A 19,196-nucleotide genomic window follows, 5' to 3' on the forward strand; every position below is an offset into this window, starting at 1 on the left:
ACTGATGGGTAGGGGGCCGTCGAGGAAAGTTACCCTCGGTACGCCTTAAGGTGCCCAGGTGGCCGAGAAGCGTGAATACCGCATGGAAGAACTGGCCCGCCTGGCCGGGATCACGGTGCGCACCCTGCGCTTCTACCGCGAACGCAAGCTGATCCCGCCACCTCGCCGGGAAGGCCGTATCGCCTGGTACGACGACCAGCACCTGAACCGGCTGCGCACGATCACGGCCCTGCTGGAACGCGGCCACACCCTCAGCGGCATCGCGGAGCTGGCGGAGGCCTTCGACCACGGCCGGGACGTCGGCGACCTGCTCGGCGTCGGCGCCCCCACCGAGGAGGAGCCGGTCCACCTCACCCCCGAGGAACTCGCCGACCACTTCGCGGGCGAGGCCACCCCCGAGAACCTCGCCGCCGCGATGGAGCTCGGCTACCTCGGCACCGACGGCAACGAGATCGTCCACATCAGCCGCCGCCTCCTGGACGTCTCCTCGGCCCTGGTCCGCGAGGGCATCCCCCTCGCGGAGGTCCTCGGCGCGGCCAAGCAGGTCCGCACCCACGCCGACGCCCTGGCCGAACTCTTCACCGGCCTGGTCCTGCGCCACGCCACCGAGGACGACCTGCCCCGACTGCGCCCGCTGGCCCGGAGCGTGGTGGAGGCGGAGCTGTCCCTGGCCATGGACCGCAGGATGCGCGGGGGCGGAGGCTGACGCTCAGCGGTCGTAGACGGCGGTCACCGGCGCGTGGTCGGACCACCGCTCCGCGTGCGTGGCGGCCCGCTCGACGAACCCCTTGACCGCCCGCCCGGCGAGCCCCGGGGTGGCCACGTGGAGGTCGATCCGCCAGCCGGTGTCGTTGTCGAAGGCCCGCCCGCGGTAGGACCACCACGAGTACGGCCCCTCGGTGTCCGGGTGCAGGGCGCGTACGACGTCGACGTACCCGCCGTCCGCGGGATCGAAGACCCGGGACAGCCACTCCCGTTCCTCGGGCAGGAACCCGGAGCTCTTGGTGTTGCCGCGCCAGTTCTTGAGGTCGGCCCGCTGGTGGGCGATGTTCCAGTCGCCGCAGACGAGCACCTCGCGCCCCTCGGCGGCGGCCCGCTCCCGGAGCCCCTTCAGATAGGCGAGGAACTCGCCCATGAAGCGCTCCTTCTCGTCCTGCCGCTCGGTCCCGACCTCACCCGAAGGGAGATACAGGGACGCGACGGTGACCCCCGGCAGGTCCGCCTCGACATACCGGCCGCTGCCGTCGAACTCGGCGGACCCGAACCCGACCTGGACCCGGTCCGGCTCACGCCGGCTGTACAAGGACACCCCGGCCCGTCCCTTGGCGGCGGCCGGCGCGTGCACCACATGCCAGCCCTCGGGATCGCGGACGTGCTCGGGCAACTGCTCCGGCTCGGCCCGCACCTCCTGAAGACACAGCACGTCGGCATCGGTCTGCGCCAGCCACCCCACGAAGCCCTTCTTCGCGGCGGCACGCAGCCCGTTCACATTCACAGAGGTCACAGTGAGCACCCCGGCACGATACCGGCACGCTGGACGAGGTCCAGTTCCGGATCGAATACGGTAGCCCGCATGCATATACGCCGGGTCTCCTTCGACCACCCCGACGCCGTGAAGCTGAACGACCAGGTCCAGGCCGAGTACGCCGTCCGTTACGGGGACGACGGCGACGCGACGGTCATGGCCGCTTCGGACTTCGAACCGCCGAACGGCATCTATCTGATCGCGTACGACGAGCTAGGCACCCCCGTCGCCTCGGGCGGCTGGCGCGCTCAGGACGCGAACGACGAGGGCAACCTGGACGGCGACGCCGAGGTCAAGCGCATGTACGTGATCGAGCAGATGCGCGGCCGGGGCCTCGCCCGCCGCATCCTGGCCGCCCTGGAGGAGGACGCCCGCGCGGCCGGCCGCATCCGCATGGTCCTGGAGACGGGCCTCAAGCAGCCGGAGGCCATAGCCCTGTACACGTCCAGCGGCTACGAACCGTGCGCCAAGTTCGGCTACTACCGGCACTACGAGTCGAGCCGGTGTTTCGCGAAGAGCCTCTGAGCGCCGGGGAACAGACGCTTGGGAACAGAGCAGAGCCCCTGTCGGCTTTCGCCGACAGGGGCTCGAAGCTGCGTGGACCTGAGGGGATTTGAACCCCTGGCCCCCTCGATGCGAACGAGGTGCGCTACCGGACTGCGCCACAGGCCCTTGCAACGAGTGAAACTTTAGCACCCCGATCGGCCTGCTTGGAAATCCGTTCCCGAGGGGCGGTCACCTGCGGCTTCGCGGGCTACTCGTTGGCGGCCCGGGGCCGGCCCCCGTCCTCGTACTGGTCGAACAGCGGCGTGCGGCCGCGCTCCCGCGCCCGCCGTGCGGAGGCCGCGCGGCGGGCGTCACTGCGCCCGTCGCCGTCCGCCCTGTCCTGCTCGCGGTGCTCCGCCTCGCCGGGGTCCGCGCCGCCGGCGGGGGCCGGGGCGTCCCCGTGGTCCGGAGTGACGGCGCTCGACCGCGCGGAGCTCCAGGTGTCGGGGGCTCCCAGGTCCACGTCGCTGGTGGCCCGGGGCGCGACGGGTGCGGTCACATAGGTCGGCAGGGGCACCGGCACCGGCTCCCAGCTGTCGCCCTGCCCCGGCCGCCGCTGCCGCTCGCGCTGCTGGTCGACCCACTCGGCGTGGTCGGTCTGCTCGACGAGTGCGCGCCGGTCCGCCGCGAGGGCCGACAGACCGGGGTCGGTCGCCGACCCGGGTCCTTCCTCCGGGTCGTCGGACGCTTCGTCGGCGGAGGCGCGCCGGCGGGGCTGCCGCTGGTGCTCCCGCAGCCTCTGGGCCGCGGCCTCGGCCCGGCGGCGGTCCATCTGGTAGGTGAAGCGGCGGCGCTCCTGGGAGCGCAGGTACGCGATGTACACGCTGAGCATGACGGCGGGCACACCGGGCGCCCACAGGAACGCGAGGCCCCCGACGGCGGCGACGATCGCGCCGAGGGTGAAGGCGAGGAACAGCATGGTGGTGGTGCGCCGACGGCGCGCGAGCACCTTCGAGCGCCGGGCCCGCGCTGCGGCCGCCTCGTTCGCCTTGTTCGCCTGGGGCGTCGCGCCGCGCCGGGCGGCGGGCACGGGCCCCCGTCCGCGTTCGGCACTCGCCGGTCCGGGTGCCGGACGGGCCGGCTGCTCGGGGGCGGGCGACGGGATGGGGGCCTGGGTCTGCGGACGCGTCTTGGACACGGCGAAGGCCCGGACGTCCACCGAGTCGGTGACGGCGTCCAGGTCGTCGGCGCCCTGCTCCCCCTCGTCGGCGGAGCGCGCCCGCAGGTCCCTGGCGTACCGGCGCTCCATGGCCGCCTTTCCGGACAGAAGCCGGATGGCGGTGCTGAAGCGTTCCGTCGGACGGGCCTCGTTCAGCTCGTCCTGCCTACGGAGCCACATCGGCACCAAGTAGGCGGCCCAGGCCCCGACAATGACTGCGTAGATGAGGCCGCTGCTGCTCACGCCTCACACGGTAGAGGGGTTTGCGTGAGGCCATCTGCCAATTGAGCCGGTGTGTCGCACGATCTGGCTGATATTTCGAACTTTTTTTGTGACCGATGCGATCAGCAGACCGACGAGGCCGGGAATTCAATGACCTGAGGCGGTCACCGGTCGATCAATTTCGAACATATATTCAATTCCCGGGGTGGCGCCGGATTCCCGGATTACTCTGCGATCGTGCCCGGTGCCAGCGCCTCAGCAACCCGTCCGGCACCTCTTCCGCCGTCAGCGCGAAGACGAGGTGGTCCCGCCAGGCCCCGTCGATGTGGAGATAACGCGGCCTGATCCCCTCCTCACGGAATCCGAGTTTTTCCACGACCCGGCGGCTCGGCCCGTTCTCGGGGCGAATGCAGACCTCGATGCGGTGCAGCCCGACCGTGCGGAAACAGTGGTCCACGACGAGCGCCACCGCCGTCGGCATCACCCCGCGGCCGGCCACCCCCTCGTCCACCCAGTAGCCGACGTGCCCCGAGCACATCGAGCCCCAGGTGATTCCGGCCACGGTCAACTGCCCCACCAGCCGCCCCTGGTACTCGATGACGAAGGGCAGCATCCGGCCGGCGTTCGCCTCCGACCTCAGGTGGCGGACCATCTGGCGGAAGGTGGGGCGATGCGTCAGCGGCCCGCCGGGCGCGGGCGGCGGAATGGTCGCCTCCCAGGGGCGCAGCCAGTCACGGTTGCGTCGGTTGACCTCGCGCCACGCCCGCTGGTCGCGCATCTTTATCGGCCTGAGGACGATGTCGCCGTCCACCAGCTCGACGGGCCAGGATGGGCTGTTCAGCTCGCACCCCCAGTGCCGGGTCTGGGGTGGTCACCGCCGCGGAGCTGCTCGACGGCGTGGACCAGCAGCGGCTCCAGGACCGCCAGGCCGTCCTTCACACCGCCGCTGGAGCCGGGCAGGTTGACGATCAGCGTCCCGCCCGCCACTCCGGCCAGCCCCCGGGAGAGCGCCGCGGTCGGCACCTTCTCCCTGCCGAACGCCCTGATGGCCTCGGCGATGCCCGGGACCTCGTGGTCGATCACCCGGCGCGTCGCCTCGGGCGTGCGGTCGGTGGGCGAGATGCCCGTGCCGCCGGTGGTGACGATGACGTCGTAGCCGGTCTCGACACCGGCGCGCAGGGCCGCCTCCACCGGGTCGCCGTCGGGGACGACCTGGGGGCCGTCGACCTGGAAGCCGAAGCCCTTCAGGCCGTGCGCGATCAGCGGGCCGCCCTTGTCCTCGTAGATCCCGGCGGCGGCCCGGTTGGAGGCGGTGACGACGAGAGCGCGGTATGTCATGCCCGGCTCCAGTCGCCCGACTTGCCGCCCGTCTTCTCCTCCACCCGTACGTCCGTGATGACCGCTCCCTTGTCGACCGCCTTGACCATGTCGATCACGGTGAGCGCGGCGACGGAGACCGCGGTGAGGGCCTCCATCTCGACGCCCGTGCGGTCCGTCGTCTTCACGGTGGCGAGGATCTCCACCGCGTCGTCCGCGACCGACAGGTCCAGTTTCACACCGGACACCGACAAGGGGTGACAGAGCGGGATCAGGTCCGGGGTGCGCTTGGCCCCCATGATTCCGGCGATCCGCGCGGTCGCGAGGGCGTCGCCCTTGGGGACGCCCTCACCGCGCAGCAACTCGATCACGCGGGGTGAGACGAGGACGCGTCCGCTGGCGCGGGCGGTGCGCGCGGTCACGTCCTTCTCCGACACGTCGACCATGCGGGCGGCACCCGCCTCGTCGATGTGCGTCAGGCGGTCCTGCGTAGGGGGATCCTGCGTGCTCATGCTGTGTGGCGCTCCCGGTCCGGCCTGCTGTGCGCGACACGGTACCCCCAACCAGCGCCTCTCAGCCGAGCAGGACCACCTCGACCTCGGCGCCGGGCTCGACGGACTCGGTGTCCTCGGGGACGACGATCAGCGCGTCGGCGTGGGCCAGGGCCGCGACCAGGTGGGATCCGGCGCCGCCGACCGGGGCCACCCGTCCCCCGGCGTACGTGCCGCGCAGGAACTGGCGGCGGCCCTTCGGGGAGGTCAGCGCCTTGTCCGCGGTCAGGGTCGCCCGGGTCGTCGGCCGGTGGACGTCCTCCAGGCCCATGAGCGCGCGGATGGCGGGGCGGACGAACAGTTCGAAGGAGACGTACGACGACACCGGGTTGCCGGGCAGGGCCAGCAGCGGCGTGTGGTCGGGGCCGATGGAGCCGAAGCCCTGGGGCTTGCCGGGCTGCATGGCGAGCTTGCGGAATTCGATGCCGCTGCCCGCCTCGTCCTCGTCGGCGACGTGGGACAGCGCCTCCTTGACGACGTCGTACGCCCCGACGCTCACACCGCCCGTGGTGACCATCAGGTCGGCGCGGACCAGCTGGTCCTCGATGGTGGAGCGCAGGGTCTCGGCGTCGTCGGCGACGGCGCCCACGCGGTAGGCGATGGCGCCGGCGTCGCGGGCGGCGGCGGTGAGGGCGAAGCTGTTGGAGTCGTAGATCTGACCGGTGCCCAGTTCCGTGTCCGGCTGGACGAGTTCGCTGCCGGTGGAGAGCACCACCACGCGCGGGCGCGGGCGGACGCGGACCGTGCCGCGGCCGATCGCGGCGAGCAGGCCGATCTGGGGCGGGCCGAGGATCGTGCCGGCCTCCAAGGCGCGGTCGCCGGCCTTCACGTCGCTGCCCTTCGCGCGCACGTGCGCGCGGGCCTCGGCCGGGCGGTACACGTGCACGTGTCCCGTGGCGCCCTCGGGGCCGAGGCTGCGGGCGCGCATCCCGGCCACCGGGCCCTCGCCGAGCCCGCCGTCGGTCCACTCCACGGGCACGACCGTCTCGGCGCCGGGCGGCAGCGGGGCGCCGGTCATGATGCGGGCGGCCTGGCCGGGGCCCACGTGGAGCAGTTCGGCCTGGCCCGCGGCGACGTCCCCGACGACCTCCAGGGCCGCCGGGAACTCCTCGCTCGCGCCCGCGACGTCCGCGACCCGCACCGCGTAGCCGTCCATCGAGCTGTTGTCGAAGGGCGGCAGGGACACCGGCACCGTGACGTCCTCGACGAGGACGCAGCCCTGGGCGTCGAGCAGATGCAGCTCGATGGGCTCCAGAGGCCGGACGGTGGCGAGGATGTCCTCCAGGTGCTCCTCCACCGACCACAGGTGGTCGGGGCCCGAGTGGTCCTGGCCGGTGACGCGGGGCGCGGCGCTGCTCAACGTGTTACATCTCCTCGGCTACGTAACTGCGAAGCCAGGTCCGGAAGTCCGGGCCCAGGTCTTCACGTTCGCATGCGAGTCGGACAATGGCACGCAGGTAGTCACCGCGGTCGCCGGTGTCATAGCGGCGGCCCTTGAAGACGACGCCGTGCACCGGGCCGCCGATCTTCTCGTCCTCGGCGAGCTGCTGGAGGGCGTCCGTGAGCTGGATCTCACCGCCGCGGCCCGGCTCGGTCCGGCGCAGTATGTCGAAGATGCTCGGGTCGAGGACGTAGCGGCCGATGATCGCGTAGTTGGACGGGGCGTCGGCCGGGTCGGGCTTCTCGACGAGGCCGCTGACCTGGACGACGTCGCTGTCCTCGGTGGTCTCGACGGCCGCGCAGCCGTAGAGGTGGATCTGCTCCGGGGCGACCTCCATGAGCGCGATGACGCTGCCGCCGCGCTGCTCCTGGACCTCGACCATGCGCTGGAGCAGGGGGTCGCGGGGGTCGATCAGGTCGTCGCCGAGGAGGACGGCGAAAGGCTCGTCACCCACGTGCGGAGCGGCGCACAGGACCGCGTGGCCGAGGCCCTTGGGGTCGCCCTGGCGGACGTAGTGCATCGTCGCGAGGTCGCTGGACTCCTGCACCTTGGCGAGGCGGCTGGCGTCGCCCTTCTTCTGAAGCGCCGATTCCAGCTCGTAGTTGCGGTCGAAGTGGTCCTCGAGGGGGCGCTTGTTGCGGCCCGTCACCATGAGGACGTCGTCGAGACCCGCGGCGACGGCCTCCTCGACCACGTACTGGATCGCCGGCTTGTCGACGACCGGCAGCATCTCCTTGGGAGTGGCCTTCGTGGCCGGCAGGAACCGGGTACCGAGGCCTGCTGCTGGAATGACAGCCTTGCTGATCCGAGGGTGCGACTGAGTCATGCCCGCCACCATATCCGGTGCCTTTGCATGGAATCTGCGGCTCCGGTTCATAGGCGCTCATATGAGCGTATTGGAACGGTACGGGAGCAACCATTGAGTCACATCGGACGTCCGGGCGAGCCTGACAAGCGGAGTTTGCGGCGCGATCTCCTCGCGGTGAGGAACAGGTTGACGGCGGATGACCTGCGGGAAACCTCGGCCGCGCTGGCCGGCCGGGCGCTGGAGCTGCCCGAGTTGGCGAGGGCCCACACGGTGGCCGCGTACGTCTCCGTGGGCAGCGAACCGGGGACGCGCGCGCTCCTGGACGCGCTGCGCGCCCGGGGCGTACGCGTCCTGCTTCCGGCCCTGCTCCCCGACAACGACCTGGACTGGGGCGTCTACGAGGGCGAGGGCTCGCTGGCGCGCGTCCAACACGGCGGCAGGATGGCCCTCTTCGAGCCCGCGGGCGAGCGCCTCGGACCGGACGCCGTGACCACCGCCGACGCCGTGCTGCTGCCGGGGCTGGCGGTCGATACGCGCGGGATGCGGCTGGGGCGCGGCGGAGGCTCGTACGACCGTGTGCTGGCGCGGCTGGAGCGGGCGGGTGCGCGTCCCTCGCTGGTGGTGCTGTTGTACGACTCGGAAGTGGTCGGGCACATCCCGGAGGAGCCCCACGACCGGCCGGTGCACGCGGTGGTGACGCCGTCGGGGGTGCGGCGGTTCGGGCAGGAGAGCTGATGCGAAACGGCCCTCCACGCGTGCGTGGAGGGCCGTTCGGTTTCCGGTCTCAGCGGCTCACGGCTTGAGCACCAGCTTGTCGGTCGTGCCGTCCTCGACCGCCCGGTCCGAGAAGGACCACGGGAGCAGTTCGCCGTCGGCCCACTTGTCCGTCTGGTCGACGTAGTGGGCGCTGTAGGCGTGCCCGGAGGCGCCGCTGAGGTTGATCCAGCGGGACTTGTCGAGGTCGCCGAGGTTCACGACCATCCGCATGGACGGCACCCACACCACGCCGTAGCCGCCGGCCGCGTTCCAGCCGGTCGCGTTGACGGTGGCCTCGCCGCCGCTGAGCTCCCAGGGGCCGCGGTTGAGGGCGTACTGGACAAAACCGGGGCCCTCGGTGCCGAGGGTCTGGTTCTTCAGGAACAGGCGGTGCAGCCGGCCCCAGGTCCAGGTGTCGATGTCCTTGCCGAGCTTGGCGGTCAGCTCCCAGCGGGCGTCGACCATGGCGCGCCTGAGCAGCTGGTCACGGTTGACGGCACCGTCGCGGGTGCCCACCTCGGGCGTCTTCCACCAGTCGCTGTCCGGCTGGTCCATCAGCTTGCGGACCACCTCGAACCAGCGGTCGCCGCCGTCGGGCTGCGCCAGGTCGGGATCGCGCTCGCCGCACTCGCGCACCTCCTCCGCCTCGTCGGCGGGCCCGGTGGTGTTGACCGGCTTCACCCACAGGCACTGGCCCTTGACCCGCAGCTCCTTGGGCAGCTTGTTGCCGAAGGCGAGCTTGAGGATGTTGCGCCAGACCGCGTTGAAGTAGGCGGCGGCCGCCGAGTCGGTGTCCTGGGTGTAGTCCCAGCCCTCCAGCAGCTTCTGCGCCTCGCGGACGTCCTTGTCCTCGGGGTCGATCTTGAGCAGCGTGGGCACCAGCAGCCGGGCGATCTCGCTGCTGTTGTCCAGCTGCATCTGGCGCATGTCGTCCGTGGAGATCTTGCCGCCGTCCTTGATCTTCGACTGGATCAGGTCGCTGATCCGCTGGCTGCGCGTGCCGTAGCCCCAGTCCTCGGTGAGCGTGTACGGGTACTTGTCCGGGTCGATCACGGCCTGGTTGGCGGTGACGATGTAGCCGCGGTCCGGGTTGTACTCGTACGGCAGCTCGTCCTGCTGGATGTAGCCGGTCCAGCGGTACTTGGGGTCCCAGCCGGGCGCCGGGACGGAGCCGTCGTCGTCCTGGGAGCGCTTCGGGATCCTGCCCGGCAGGGTGTAGCCGATGTTGTCCTCGGTGTCCGCGTAGATCAGGTTCTGCGAGGGCACGTCGAACAGTGCGGCGGCCTTGCGGAAGTCGGTCCAGTTCTTCGCCCGGTCCATGGCGAAGACGGCGTCCATGCTGGTGCCAGGCTGAAGCGCGGTCCAGCGCAGCGCGACGCCGTAGCCGTCGCCTCTGTCGGGTGCGGCGGTGTCGACGGTGGCTTTCTTGCCGACCTTCACGAGCTCCTTGGCCCGGTCGGACAGCAGGGGCCCGTTGTTGGTCTCGCGGACGACGATCTTCCTGGGCGAGCCGCCGGCGACCTTGATGGTCTCCTCGCGCGTCTCGAAGGGCTTGATCTTGCCGTCGTACTGGTAGCCGTTGCCGGTGATCTTCTCCAGGTAGAGGTCCGTGACGTCGACGCCGGAGTTGGTCATGCCCCAGGCGATGTCCTGGTTGTGACCGATTATCACGCCCGGCATGCCGGCGAAGGTGTAGCCGCTGACGTCGTACTGGCACGCGCTGGAGACGCTGCGGCAGTGCAGGCCCATCTGGTACCAGACGGACGGCAGCGAGGGCGACAGGTGCGGGTCGTTGGCCAGCAGCGGCTTGCCGGTGATGGTGTGCTTCCCTCTGACGACCCAGGAGTTGGAGCCGATGCCGTCGCCGTTCACCCCGACGGCCGGCGGGAGGTCGCCCAGGGCATCGCTGAGGCCGGTGAGCTGACTGTCCAGGCCTGAGGTGCCGGAGGCGCCGGAAGCCGTGCCGGAGGTGCCGGAGGCCGTGCCCGCTGTGCCCGCCGTGCCGGCCGCCGTGCCGCCGGTTCCGCCTGTGCCCGTGCCGCCGGTGCCGGTGCCTGTGCCCGTGCCGGTGCCTGTGCCCGTTCCGCTCGTGCCGCCCTGTTCGAACGCGCCCGTCAGCTCGTCGTACTGGCCGTCCTGGACGATCGCCTTGTTCCGGCTGTACGGATACTGCGGGTACAGCTCGGCGATCTGCTTCGGGCCGAGGCGGCTGGTCAGCAGGGCGCGGTCGATCTCGTCCTGCATGTTGCTGCGCAGGTCCCAGGCCATCGCCTTCAGCCAGGAGACCGAGTCGACCGGGGTCCACTTCTGCGGCTTGTAGTCGTTGGTGAACCCGAGCGCCGCGTACTCCAGGGAGATGTCCTTGCCGTCCTTGCCCTGGAGGTAGGCGTTGACCCCCTCGGCGTAGGCCTGGAGGTACTTCTTCGTGGCGGCCGACAGCTTGGTGTCGTACTCCTGCTTGGCGACCCGCTCCCAGCCGAGCGTGCGCAGGAACTCGTCGTTGTCGACCTGGCTCTCGCCGAACATCTCCGACAGCCGGCCGGCGGCCATGTGACGGCGCACGTCCATCTCGTAGAACCGGTCCTGCGCCTGGACGTAGCCCTGCGCCATGAACAGGTCCGCGTCGGAGGAGGCGTAGATCTGCGGGATGCCGTAATTGTCGCGTTTGACCTCGACGGGTCCCGAGAGGCCCTTCAGCGTGAGGGAGCCCTTGGTCTGCGGGAAGGAGGCCCGGACGGTGCTGACGGTCCAGTACCCCCCGAAGCCGACGCCCCCGATGAGGGCCAGCACCAGGACGAGCACGATCAGGCGGGCTTTGCGCCCCTTTCTCCTGCCGGACTTGGCGGGCTGCTGACCCGTGGAGGCGGTGGTGTTGGGGGGCATCGCTGTCCTTGCTGTCCTAACGCGAGCGGCAGGTTCGGCTGTGCTTTTAACTGAGCGCTGGAGCAACGATAGGCGCAGGGCCCTGCGCCCCTTGACGCGGAGTCGGGAACAGGCACGGACGAACGTTCGATCCTGCCCTCGGAAGCGTCAAGAAATCGTCAAGAGTTAGGTAAGGTAACGAAGTAGTTGGCGCGATGCGCCACCGCGTCATGTGCGATGTACGTGAGCCCACGCGCGCGTGCGTGTGAGCCAGGGAAGGATTCGGCCGCTGACTGTTCACCACCTCAACCAGCTCCTGCTCGTCTGCTCGCTCGTCCTGCTCGTCGCCGTCGCAGCGGTACGGATCTCCTCGCGCAGCGGGCTCCCCAGCCTGCTCGTTTATCTGGGGATCGGCGTCGCCATGGGCCAGGACGGCATCGGCGACATCCACTTCGACAACGCCGAACTGACCCAGGTCATCGGGTACGCGGCCCTGGTCGTGATCCTGGCCGAGGGCGGTCTGGGCACGAAGTGGAAGGAGATCAAGCCGGCCCTGCCGGCCGCCACGGCACTGGCGCTGGCCGGTGTCGCGGTGAGCGTCGGGGTGACGGCGACGGCCGCGCACTACCTGATCGGGCTGGAGTGGCGGCAGGCGCTGATCATCGGGGCGGTCGTCTCCTCGACCGACGCGGCGGCCGTGTTCTCCGTGCTGCGGAAGATTCCCCTCCCCTCGCGCGTGACGGGCACGCTGGAGGCGGAGTCCGGCTTCAACGACGCCCCCGTGGTCATCCTCGTGGTCTCGCTGTCCACGGCGGGTCCGGTCGAACACTGGTACGTGCTGCTCGGCGTGATCCTGCTGGAGCTGGCCATCGGCGCGGCCATCGGGCTCGCGGTGGGCTGGCTCGGCTCCTGGGGGCTGAGGCACGTGGCGCTGCCGGCCTCCGGCCTCTACCCGATCGCCGTCATGGCCATCGCCGTGGTGGCGTACGCGGCGGGCGCGCTGGCCCACGGCAGCGGCTTCCTCGCGGTGTATCTCGCCGCGATGGTGATGGGCAACGCGCGGCTGCCGCACTGGCCGGCCACGCGCGGCTTCGCCGACGGGCTGGGCTGGATGGCCCAGATCGGCATGTTCGTCCTGCTCGGCCTGCTGGTCACCCCCCACGAGCTGGGCGACGACATCGTGCCCGCGCTCGTCATCGGGCTGGTGCTGACCATGGTGGCGCGCCCGCTGAGCGTGGTGGTCTCCCTGTCGCCCTTCCGGGTCCCGTGGCAGGAACAGGCCCTCATGTCCTGGGCCGGGCTGCGCGGCGCGGTGCCCATCATCCTGGCGACCATCCCCATGGTGGAGGGCGTGGAGGCGAGCCGCCGGATCTTCAACATCGTCTTCATCCTGGTCGTCGTCTACACCCTGGTCCAGGGCCCGACGCTGCCGTGGCTCGCCCGCACGCTGCGCCTCGGCGACGGTTCGGAGGCCGCCGACCTCGGCATCGAGTCGGCGCCGCTGGAGCGGCTGCGCGGGCATCTGCTGTCCGTGGCGATCCCCGAGGGGTCGAAGATGCACGGCGTGGAGGTCAACGAGCTGCGGCTGCCGCCCGGCGCCGCCGTGACGCTTGTCGTACGGGCATCGGAGTCGTTCGTTCCGCTTCCTACGACGGTGCTGCAACGCGGGGACGAACTCCTCGTCGTGGCCACGGACCCCGTGCGGGACGCCACGGAGCGCCGGCTGCGCGCGGTGGGCCGCGGCGGCAAGCTGGCCGGATGGCTGGGGACGGACGAAGCGAGTCACTAGCCGGACGAAGCGAGCCGTTGAGGGCGGTTTCGCGTCGTTCATGCCCCCGATTTCGCAGGCGGGCGCATCCGCAGTGCTCTTTTTCACAGGCCGGCCTTCCCAGGTGCCTGTACGATGAAGGCGTTACCCAAGATCGAACCACCTCTGCCTGACGCAGAGCTGGCGCGACCGTATGGCGGTCGGGTCGCCCCTCCTCAACCGGGCCCCGGCATCTACCGCAGTTCCGCGCAAGAGGACAGCTCTCGGCGCCGCCCGCTGACGGGCCCGCGCTACCAGGCGGCAGAAAGGCACGGGCCGTGGCGTCCACGGTCACCTCGAAGCAGTCGAAGAACTCGATGACCTCGAAGAACTCGACGGCTTCCGTCCGCCCGGGATACGGCCGGCTGCTGCGCACCCGCGGCGCCTGGACGTTCCTGCTCCCCGGCTTCGCGGCGCGCCAGCCGTTCGCGATGCTGACGATCTCCATCGTGCTGCTGGTGCAGCACACCACCGGCTCCTACGGAGCGGCGGGCGCCGCCGCGGCCGTCACCGGTGTCTCCATGGCGCTCTTCGCTCCCTACAGCGGACGCCTCGCCGACCGCTACGGGCAGCGCGCCGTACTGGTCCCCGGCGTGCTGCTGCACGCCCTGTCCGGGCTGACGCTGACGGCGCTGGCGCTCATGGACGCGCCCTTGTGGGCGCTGTTCGTGGCGGCCGTCCCGACCGGTGCCTCGGTGCCGCAGGTCGGGCCCATGGTGCGGGCCCGCTGGGGCGTGAAGCTCAAGGACTCGCCGCTGATGACCACCGCGGCGGCCTTCGAGTCCGTCACGGACGAACTGACCTTCGTCGTCGGCCCGCTGCTGGCCACCGCCCTGTGCACGACCGTCGACCCGGCCGCCGGGCTGGTCACGGAGGCCTCACTGACCCTGATCGGCGGTCTGCTGTTCGCCGCGCAGAAGAGCACCCAGCCCTCGGTCGGAGGCGACAGCGGTCACGCGCGCGTGGAGCACGTTTCCGCACTGCGGATCCCCGGGGTGCGCGTCCTGATCGTGACGTTCCTGGGCATCGGGTCCGTCTTCGGCGGTATGCAGGTCTCGCTGGCCGCGTTCACCGAGTCGATCGGCGAACCGGGCCTCAACGGCGTCCTCTACGGGGTCTTCGCCGCGGGCAACATGCTCTCCGGTGTGGTCTGCGGCGCGATCGCCTGGAAGGTGGCCCCGCAGCGGCGCCTCGTCGTCGGCTACACGGCGCTCGCGCTCACCGCGTCGGGCCTGTGGGCCGCCCACTCGGTGCCGGTCCTCGCCGGACTCGGCCTGCTGGTCGGCATGTGCATCGCGCCCGCCCTGATCACCGGCTACACCCTGGTCGAGAGCCTGGTCCCGGCCGGTGCCCGCACCGAGGCCTTCACCTGGCTGACGGGCGCGGTGGCGCTCGGCCAGGCTGCCGCCGTCACGGTCGCCGGGCAGCTGGAGGACCGCTTCCGGGACGGCGCCGGTTTCCTGGTGCCGATGGGCGGCACCGTGCTCGCCCTGGCGACCCTCCTGGCCCTGCGTTCCCGGCTGTCGGGACGCGCCCAGGGCCGCACCGTCGCGCGTGGCGTGGGTCACCGCGTGCCGGTGGCAGTGGACTGAACGGCCGGAATACGTCAAGATGGATCGTCGTTAGCACTCATCGAGTGAGAGTGCCAGGAGGAAGACAGTGCCCACCTACCAGTACCAGTGCACCGAGTGCGGCGAGGGCCTCGAGGCGGTGCAGAAGTTCACCGACGACGCCCTCACCGAGTGCCCGAGCTGCAAGGGCCGCCTGAAGAAGGTGTTCTCGGCGGTCGGCATTGTCTTCAAGGGCTCCGGCTTCTACCGGAACGACAGCCGCGGCTCCTCGTCGAGCAGCACCCCGGCGTCGAAGTCGTCGAGCACCTCCTCGTCGTCCTCCGACTCCGGCTCCGGTTCCGGCTCCGGCTCCGGCTCCGGTTCGAGCTCGTCGTCCGGCACCGGCAGCTCCACCAGCAGCAGCACCGCCGCGTAAGGCTGCTCCGGCTCCGGCTCCGGTTCGAGCTCGTCGTCCGGCACCGGCAGCTCCACCAGCAGCAGCACCGCCGCGTAAGGCTGCTCCGGCTCCGGCTCCGGTTCGAGCTCGTCGTCCGGCACCGGCAGCTCCACCAGCAGCAGCACCGCCGCGTAAGGCTTGTTTCTTGCGGGACCCTGTCGCCTTTCGGCGGTGGGGTCCTCGGCGTTTCCGCGTGCGGTTAGGGTGCGGACATGGCGAACAAGGCGAACGTGGCGAACACGGGGGGCGCCGGGATCGGCGTCATCGGCGGCTCCGGGTTCTACTCCTTCCTCGACGACGTGACCGAGGTCCAGGTCGACACCCCCTACGGGCCGCCCAGCGACTCCCTCTTCCTCGGCGAGGTCGCCGGCCGGCGCGTCGCCTTCCTGCCCCGGCACGGACGGGGCCACCATCTGCCGCCGCACCGGATCAACTACCGGGCCAATCTGTGGGCGCTGCGGTCGGTAGGCGTGCGCCAGGTGCTCGCCCCGTGCGCCGTCGGCGGGCTGCGTCCCGAGTACGGGCCGGGCACGCTGCTGGTCCCGGACCAGCTGGTCGACCGGACCAAGTCCCGCGCGAACACGTACTTCGACGGACTGCCGCTGCCCGACGGGACGGTGCCGAACGTGGTGCACGTGTCGCTGGCCGACCCCTACTGCCCCGCCGGGCGGGCCGTCGCGCTGAAGGCGGCGCGCGGGCGGGACTGGGAGCCGGTGGACGGGGGCACGCTGGTCGTCGTCGAGGGGCCGCGCTTCTCGACCCGTGCCGAATCGTTGTGGCACCAGGCGCAGGGCTGGTCGGTGGTGGGCATGACCGGCCACCCCGAAGCGGCGCTCGCCCGCGAGCTGGAGCTCTGCTTCACGTCCCTGACCCTGGTCACCGACCTCGACGCCGGTGCCGAGACCGGGGAGGGCGTCTCGCACGACGAGGTGCTGCGGGTGTTCGCGGCGAACGTGGACCGGCTGCGGGGAGTGCTGTTCGACGCGGTGGCGGGGTTGCCTGCGGAGGACGAGCGGGGCTGTCTGTGTGTGAACGCGCTGGGTGGGATGGATCCGGGGTTTGCGCTGCCGTAGGTGGTGGGCTGTGGACTGTGGGGGCGCGGAACTTGCCGTTCGGGTGAGGGAGTTGTCCACAGGGCGGCGGTAGGTCCACAGGCCTGAGCGGGCTGTGCCGCGAAGCCTCATCGTGGGGAGCGCAAGCCGGTCGCTCGTCCCAGGTGGTGGTTCCCGTGTCCTTCGCTCCCTCTCCTTCCGCATCCCTGTTGCCTCCTTCAGCCGCCTCGGTCCAGGCCGGATCCGAGGTCCCGGTGGCGCGTGAGGTGCCGCGGTTCGACCCCGTACGGGTACGCGGCGGCCGAGTCGGCCGGCTGGTGCGGCACCGGCGGCGGGCCCTGGCCGTGGGCCTGGCGGTCACCGCTACCGCGCTGGTCGCGGCGGGACCGCGCGGCTCCGACGGTGCCCGTGGACACCCCCGGGCGCAGCCCCACGCGCACGCGGCCCCGGTGTCCGGGGAGCAGTCCGTGCGGACGCGCCGTGCGATGGGGGCGGTGACGGCCCCGGTCCGGATCGCCGACGCGGCCACCGTACGGCTGCTGCGGCCCGGCGACCGGGTCGACGTCATCGCCGCCGAGGAGACGGTGTCGGGCGGCGACGCCCGGGTGGTCGCGCGCGGGGCCAGGGTGACGAAGGTGCCGGAACCGCTGGAGGGTGCGGGCGACGGCGGTGCGCTGGTGGTGCTGTCGGTGCCGCGCGCCACGGCCGTCCGGCTCGCCGGTGCGAGCGCCACCGCGCGGTTGGCGGTGACGATGTGGTGACCTCCCTGATCTCGTCAAATCGCTCGTTCGAAGGACCCAGGTGCTCCGTCCGGCGCGACGTTGACGTAGGTTGCGGAGCGTTTTGTTCCGCAAGCTGCTCGTGCGAGGAGAGACCCCGAGGTGAGCGAGAAGAAGGAACCGAGCCTCTGGGAGGGCTTCAAGGCCTTCCTGATGCGCGGGAACGTCGTCGACCTGGCGGTGGCGGTGGTGATCGGTGCCGCCTTCACCAACATCGTCAACGCCGTGGTGAAGGGGATCATCAATCCCGTCGTCGGGGCCATCGGGACCAAGAACCTCGACCACTACAGCTCATGTCTGAGCTCGACGTGCGAGGGCGAGCAGGGCATTCAGATCCTGTGGGGTTCCGTCCTCGGTGCCGCGCTGAGCTTCGTGATCACCGCAGCGGTGGTCTACTTCCTGATGGTTCTGCCCATGGCCAAGTACCTGGCCCGGCTGGAGGCCCGCCGCAAGGCGAAGGAGGGCGCGCAGGAGGTCATCGAGGTGACCGAGCTGGAGGTGCTGAAGGAGATCCGGGACGCACTGGTCGCACAGCGAGGCTCCGGGCACGACCGGCAGTAGCAGCGCGGCTGCGGGCACGACCGGCAGTAGCAGCGCGGCTGCGGGCACGATCGGCAGCAGCGCCACGGGCGGCCGCCCGGCCGGGTCAGAGGTGGTGGGGCGGCTTCTCGTCGAGGAAGCGCTTGAGGTCGGCCGCGCCGCCGCTCCCGCCGTCGGAGCGTTCGCCCCAGCCTCGGTCGGTGTCGTCGGAGGACTGCTGGTCGAGCGGGTCGTCGAAGACCAGCGCGGGCTTCGGGGCGCGCGGCTCGGGATCGGGGGCGGCGGTGCTCATGCGTCCAGGGTACGGTCGCGGAGAAAATCCCCGCGCCTTCTGTTGTGCTGGGACTCATGACCTCCAGCCCCGCTCCCCCGCCCGCCTCCTCCGGCATGCCGGTCCCCTCCGGCCCGCCCGGCGGCCGGGGACCGCTGCGCAGGCTCAGGGCCCGCGGACGCGACGAGGCGCACCGGGCGGCCTCGCCGCTGGAGCTCTTCTTCGACCTGTGCTTCGTCGTGGCGGTGGCCCAGGCGGGCATCCAGCTGGTGCACGCCGTCGCCGAGGGGCATGCGGGCGAGGGGATCCTCGACTACGCGATGCTGTTCTTCGCCCTGTGGTGGGCGTGGATGAACTTCACGTGGTTCGCGTCGGCGTACGACAACGACGACGTGCTCTACCGGGTTGTCACGCTGGTGCAGATCTCCGGTGTGCTGGTCCTCGCGGCCGGGGTTTCCCGGGCGTTCGAGGAGCACGAGTTCTTCGTGGTCTGGCTGGGCTACCTGATCATGCGGCTCGCCCTGGCGGCGCAGTGGCTGCGCGCGGCCCGTTCGAGCGAGGGCCCGGAGCGGACGACGGCCCTGCGCTACGCCGGTGGCGTGCTGCTGTGCCAGGTCGGCTGGCTGGGGCTGCTGTTCCTGCCCGAGGGTGCCCGGCCCTGGTGGTTCCTGGTCATGGCGCTGCTGGAGATGTGCGTGCCGCCGTGGGCGGAGAAGGACCACCCCACGTCCTGGCATCCGCGCCATATCGCGGAGCGGTACGGGCTGTTCACCATCATCGTGCTCGGCGAGACGATCGCCGCGGCCACGGTCGCCGTGAAGTCCGGAGTCGAGGAGAACGACGCCCTGGGCGAGCTCCTCCCCATCGCGGCGGGCGGGCTGCTGATCATCTTCGCCGCGTGGTGGGTGTACTTCGTGGTGCCCATCCACGACCATCTGCGGTCCAACCGGCAGGCGTTCCTGTGGGGCTACGGCCACTACCTGGTCTTCGCGTCGGCGGCAGCGGTCGGGGCCGGGCTGGAGGTGGCGGTGGAGCAGACGGTGGGCAAGGCGCACATCTCCACGCTGGCGGCGTCGTCCGCCGTGACCCTGCCGACGGCCCTGTACCTGCTGACCTTGTGGGCCCTGCACTCGCGCCACTTCAAGTCGGGCATCGCCCAGCAGCTGGTGCTGCCGACGACGGCACTGCTGGTGATCTGCTGCACGTTCCTCGGCGACTGGGCGGTGTTCGCGGCGGGTGTCGTCTGCGCGCTGTCGGTGGTGGCGGGAGAGACCCTGGCCACGCGCAGGGCCGCCCGCGCGGCCCGAGCCCCCCGCGCCGACGGGCCCGGGGTGGCGGCCGCCGGGTGACGGCGCCCGCCAGGTCCCGAGTCCCCGCGAGCCGGGCGGGCTGACGGGGTCGACCGGCCGGGCACGCCCGACGGGACCGGCCCGCTGGGCATGCCCGACGAGGCCCCGATCCTCCGGGCATGCCCGAGGAAGCCCGACCCGTCGGGCACGCCCGACGAGGCCCGACCGGCTGGGTACGCCCCCATGGTCCCGACCGGCCCGGCT

General features: G+C 71.2%; 19 protein-coding genes and 1 tRNA gene. 10 read left to right on the forward strand and 10 right to left on the reverse strand.

Features of this window, described 5'->3' with window-relative positions:
- Nucleotides 1-58: 58 nt before the first annotated feature.
- A complete protein-coding gene (locus tag ABFX81_RS24110; RefSeq protein ID WP_086845547.1) occupies nt 59-706 on the forward strand; it encodes a MerR family transcriptional regulator in 648 nt (215 codons plus the stop codon).
- A gap of 3 nt (nt 707-709) precedes the next feature.
- Here the strand turns inward: ABFX81_RS24110 and ABFX81_RS24115 are convergent, their stop codons facing one another.
- Complete coding sequence (locus tag ABFX81_RS24115) at nt 710-1,513, reverse strand: exodeoxyribonuclease III (RefSeq protein WP_086845549.1); 804 nt, start codon at nt 1,511-1,513, stop codon at nt 710-712.
- Nucleotides 1,514-1,573: 60 nt separating this feature from the next.
- Between ABFX81_RS24115 and ABFX81_RS24120 the strand changes: the two genes are divergently transcribed.
- On the forward strand, nt 1,574-2,050 hold the full coding sequence (locus ABFX81_RS24120; RefSeq protein ID WP_086845551.1) for a GNAT family N-acetyltransferase: 477 nt from the start codon (nt 1,574-1,576) through the stop codon (nt 2,048-2,050).
- A gap of 73 nt (nt 2,051-2,123) precedes the next feature.
- Here the strand turns inward: ABFX81_RS24120 and ABFX81_RS24125 are convergent.
- The 7 genes from ABFX81_RS24125 to galU form a co-directional block, all read right to left on the reverse strand.
- Nucleotides 2,124-2,197 (reverse strand) — tRNA-Ala (locus ABFX81_RS24125).
- A gap of 82 nt (nt 2,198-2,279) precedes the next feature.
- The gene (sepX, locus tag ABFX81_RS24130) at nt 2,280-3,473 is read right to left on the reverse strand and encodes a divisome protein SepX/GlpR (protein WP_086845553.1); all 1,194 of its coding nucleotides are present in this window, start codon (nt 3,471-3,473) and stop codon (nt 2,280-2,282) included.
- Nucleotides 3,474-3,645: 172 nt separating this feature from the next.
- Nucleotides 3,646-4,266: a GNAT family N-acetyltransferase gene (locus tag ABFX81_RS24135; RefSeq protein ID WP_346138749.1), complete on the reverse strand. Its 621-nt coding sequence runs from the start codon at nt 4,264-4,266 to the stop codon at nt 3,646-3,648.
- Nucleotides 4,267-4,289: 23 nt separating this feature from the next.
- Nucleotides 4,290-4,790: a MogA/MoaB family molybdenum cofactor biosynthesis protein gene (locus ABFX81_RS24140; protein WP_086845557.1), complete on the reverse strand. Its 501-nt coding sequence runs from the start codon at nt 4,788-4,790 to the stop codon at nt 4,290-4,292.
- Complete coding sequence (moaC, locus tag ABFX81_RS24145; RefSeq protein ID WP_086845559.1) at nt 4,787-5,281, reverse strand: cyclic pyranopterin monophosphate synthase MoaC; 495 nt, start codon at nt 5,279-5,281, stop codon at nt 4,787-4,789. Before moaC ends, ABFX81_RS24140 begins: the two co-directional genes overlap by 4 nt.
- A gap of 61 nt (nt 5,282-5,342) precedes the next feature.
- Nucleotides 5,343-6,680, reverse strand: coding sequence for a molybdotransferase-like divisome protein Glp (gene glp / locus ABFX81_RS24150; protein WP_086845561.1), 1,338 nt, complete (start codon nt 6,678-6,680; stop codon nt 5,343-5,345).
- Between the two features lie 4 nt (nt 6,681-6,684).
- The gene (galU, locus tag ABFX81_RS24155; protein ID WP_086845577.1) at nt 6,685-7,587 is read right to left on the reverse strand and encodes a UTP--glucose-1-phosphate uridylyltransferase GalU; all 903 of its coding nucleotides are present in this window, start codon (nt 7,585-7,587) and stop codon (nt 6,685-6,687) included.
- Nucleotides 7,588-7,680: 93 nt separating this feature from the next.
- Between galU and ABFX81_RS24160 the strand changes: the two genes are divergently transcribed.
- Nucleotides 7,681-8,304, forward strand: a complete 624-nt coding sequence (locus ABFX81_RS24160) for a 5-formyltetrahydrofolate cyclo-ligase (RefSeq protein ID WP_086845563.1) — start codon at nt 7,681-7,683, stop codon at nt 8,302-8,304.
- A gap of 57 nt (nt 8,305-8,361) precedes the next feature.
- Here the strand turns inward: ABFX81_RS24160 and ABFX81_RS24165 are convergent, their stop codons facing one another.
- Nucleotides 8,362-11,208: a penicillin acylase family protein gene (locus ABFX81_RS24165; protein WP_086845565.1), complete on the reverse strand. Its 2,847-nt coding sequence runs from the start codon at nt 11,206-11,208 to the stop codon at nt 8,362-8,364.
- Between the two features lie 238 nt (nt 11,209-11,446).
- Here ABFX81_RS24165 and ABFX81_RS24170 point away from each other — a divergent pair, with 238 nt between their 5' ends.
- The 6 genes from ABFX81_RS24170 (at nt 11,447) to mscL (ending at nt 17,393) form a co-directional block, all read left to right on the forward strand.
- Entirely contained in the window at nt 11,447-12,976 is a 1,530-nt protein-coding gene (locus tag ABFX81_RS24170; RefSeq protein WP_086845567.1) for a potassium/proton antiporter, read from the forward strand.
- A 296-nt stretch (nt 12,977-13,272) separates the two neighbouring features.
- Complete coding sequence (locus ABFX81_RS24175; protein ID WP_346138638.1) at nt 13,273-14,586, forward strand: MFS transporter; 1,314 nt, start codon at nt 13,273-13,275, stop codon at nt 14,584-14,586.
- Between the two features lie 67 nt (nt 14,587-14,653).
- Nucleotides 14,654-14,980: an FmdB family zinc ribbon protein gene (locus ABFX81_RS24180; protein WP_086845571.1), complete on the forward strand. Its 327-nt coding sequence runs from the start codon at nt 14,654-14,656 to the stop codon at nt 14,978-14,980.
- 233 nt (nt 14,981-15,213) lie between these two features.
- Nucleotides 15,214-16,074 carry an S-methyl-5'-thioadenosine phosphorylase gene (locus tag ABFX81_RS24185; RefSeq protein WP_086845573.1) on the forward strand — a complete coding sequence of 287 codons (861 nt, stop codon included), beginning with the start codon at nt 15,214-15,216 and terminating at the stop codon, nt 16,072-16,074.
- Between the two features lie 188 nt (nt 16,075-16,262).
- The gene (locus tag ABFX81_RS24190) at nt 16,263-16,814 is read left to right on the forward strand and encodes a hypothetical protein (RefSeq protein WP_086845580.1); all 552 of its coding nucleotides are present in this window, start codon (nt 16,263-16,265) and stop codon (nt 16,812-16,814) included.
- Nucleotides 16,815-16,934: 120 nt separating this feature from the next.
- Nucleotides 16,935-17,393: a large conductance mechanosensitive channel protein MscL gene (gene mscL / locus ABFX81_RS24195; RefSeq protein ID WP_086845575.1), complete on the forward strand. Its 459-nt coding sequence runs from the start codon at nt 16,935-16,937 to the stop codon at nt 17,391-17,393.
- An 85-nt stretch (nt 17,394-17,478) separates the two neighbouring features.
- On the opposite strand, the gene ABFX81_RS24200 is transcribed toward mscL, so the two are convergent.
- Complete coding sequence (locus ABFX81_RS24200) at nt 17,479-17,664, reverse strand: hypothetical protein (RefSeq protein WP_346138639.1); 186 nt, start codon at nt 17,662-17,664, stop codon at nt 17,479-17,481.
- A 56-nt stretch (nt 17,665-17,720) separates the two neighbouring features.
- Between ABFX81_RS24200 and ABFX81_RS24205 the strand changes: the two genes are divergently transcribed.
- A complete protein-coding gene (locus ABFX81_RS24205) occupies nt 17,721-18,992 on the forward strand; it encodes a low temperature requirement protein A (protein ID WP_346138640.1) in 1,272 nt (423 codons plus the stop codon).
- Nucleotides 18,993-19,196 lie beyond the last annotated feature (204 nt).

This window comes from Streptomyces coeruleofuscus, from assembly GCF_039532725.1.
Lineage (GTDB): Bacteria > Actinomycetota > Actinomycetes > Streptomycetales > Streptomycetaceae > Streptomyces > Streptomyces coeruleofuscus.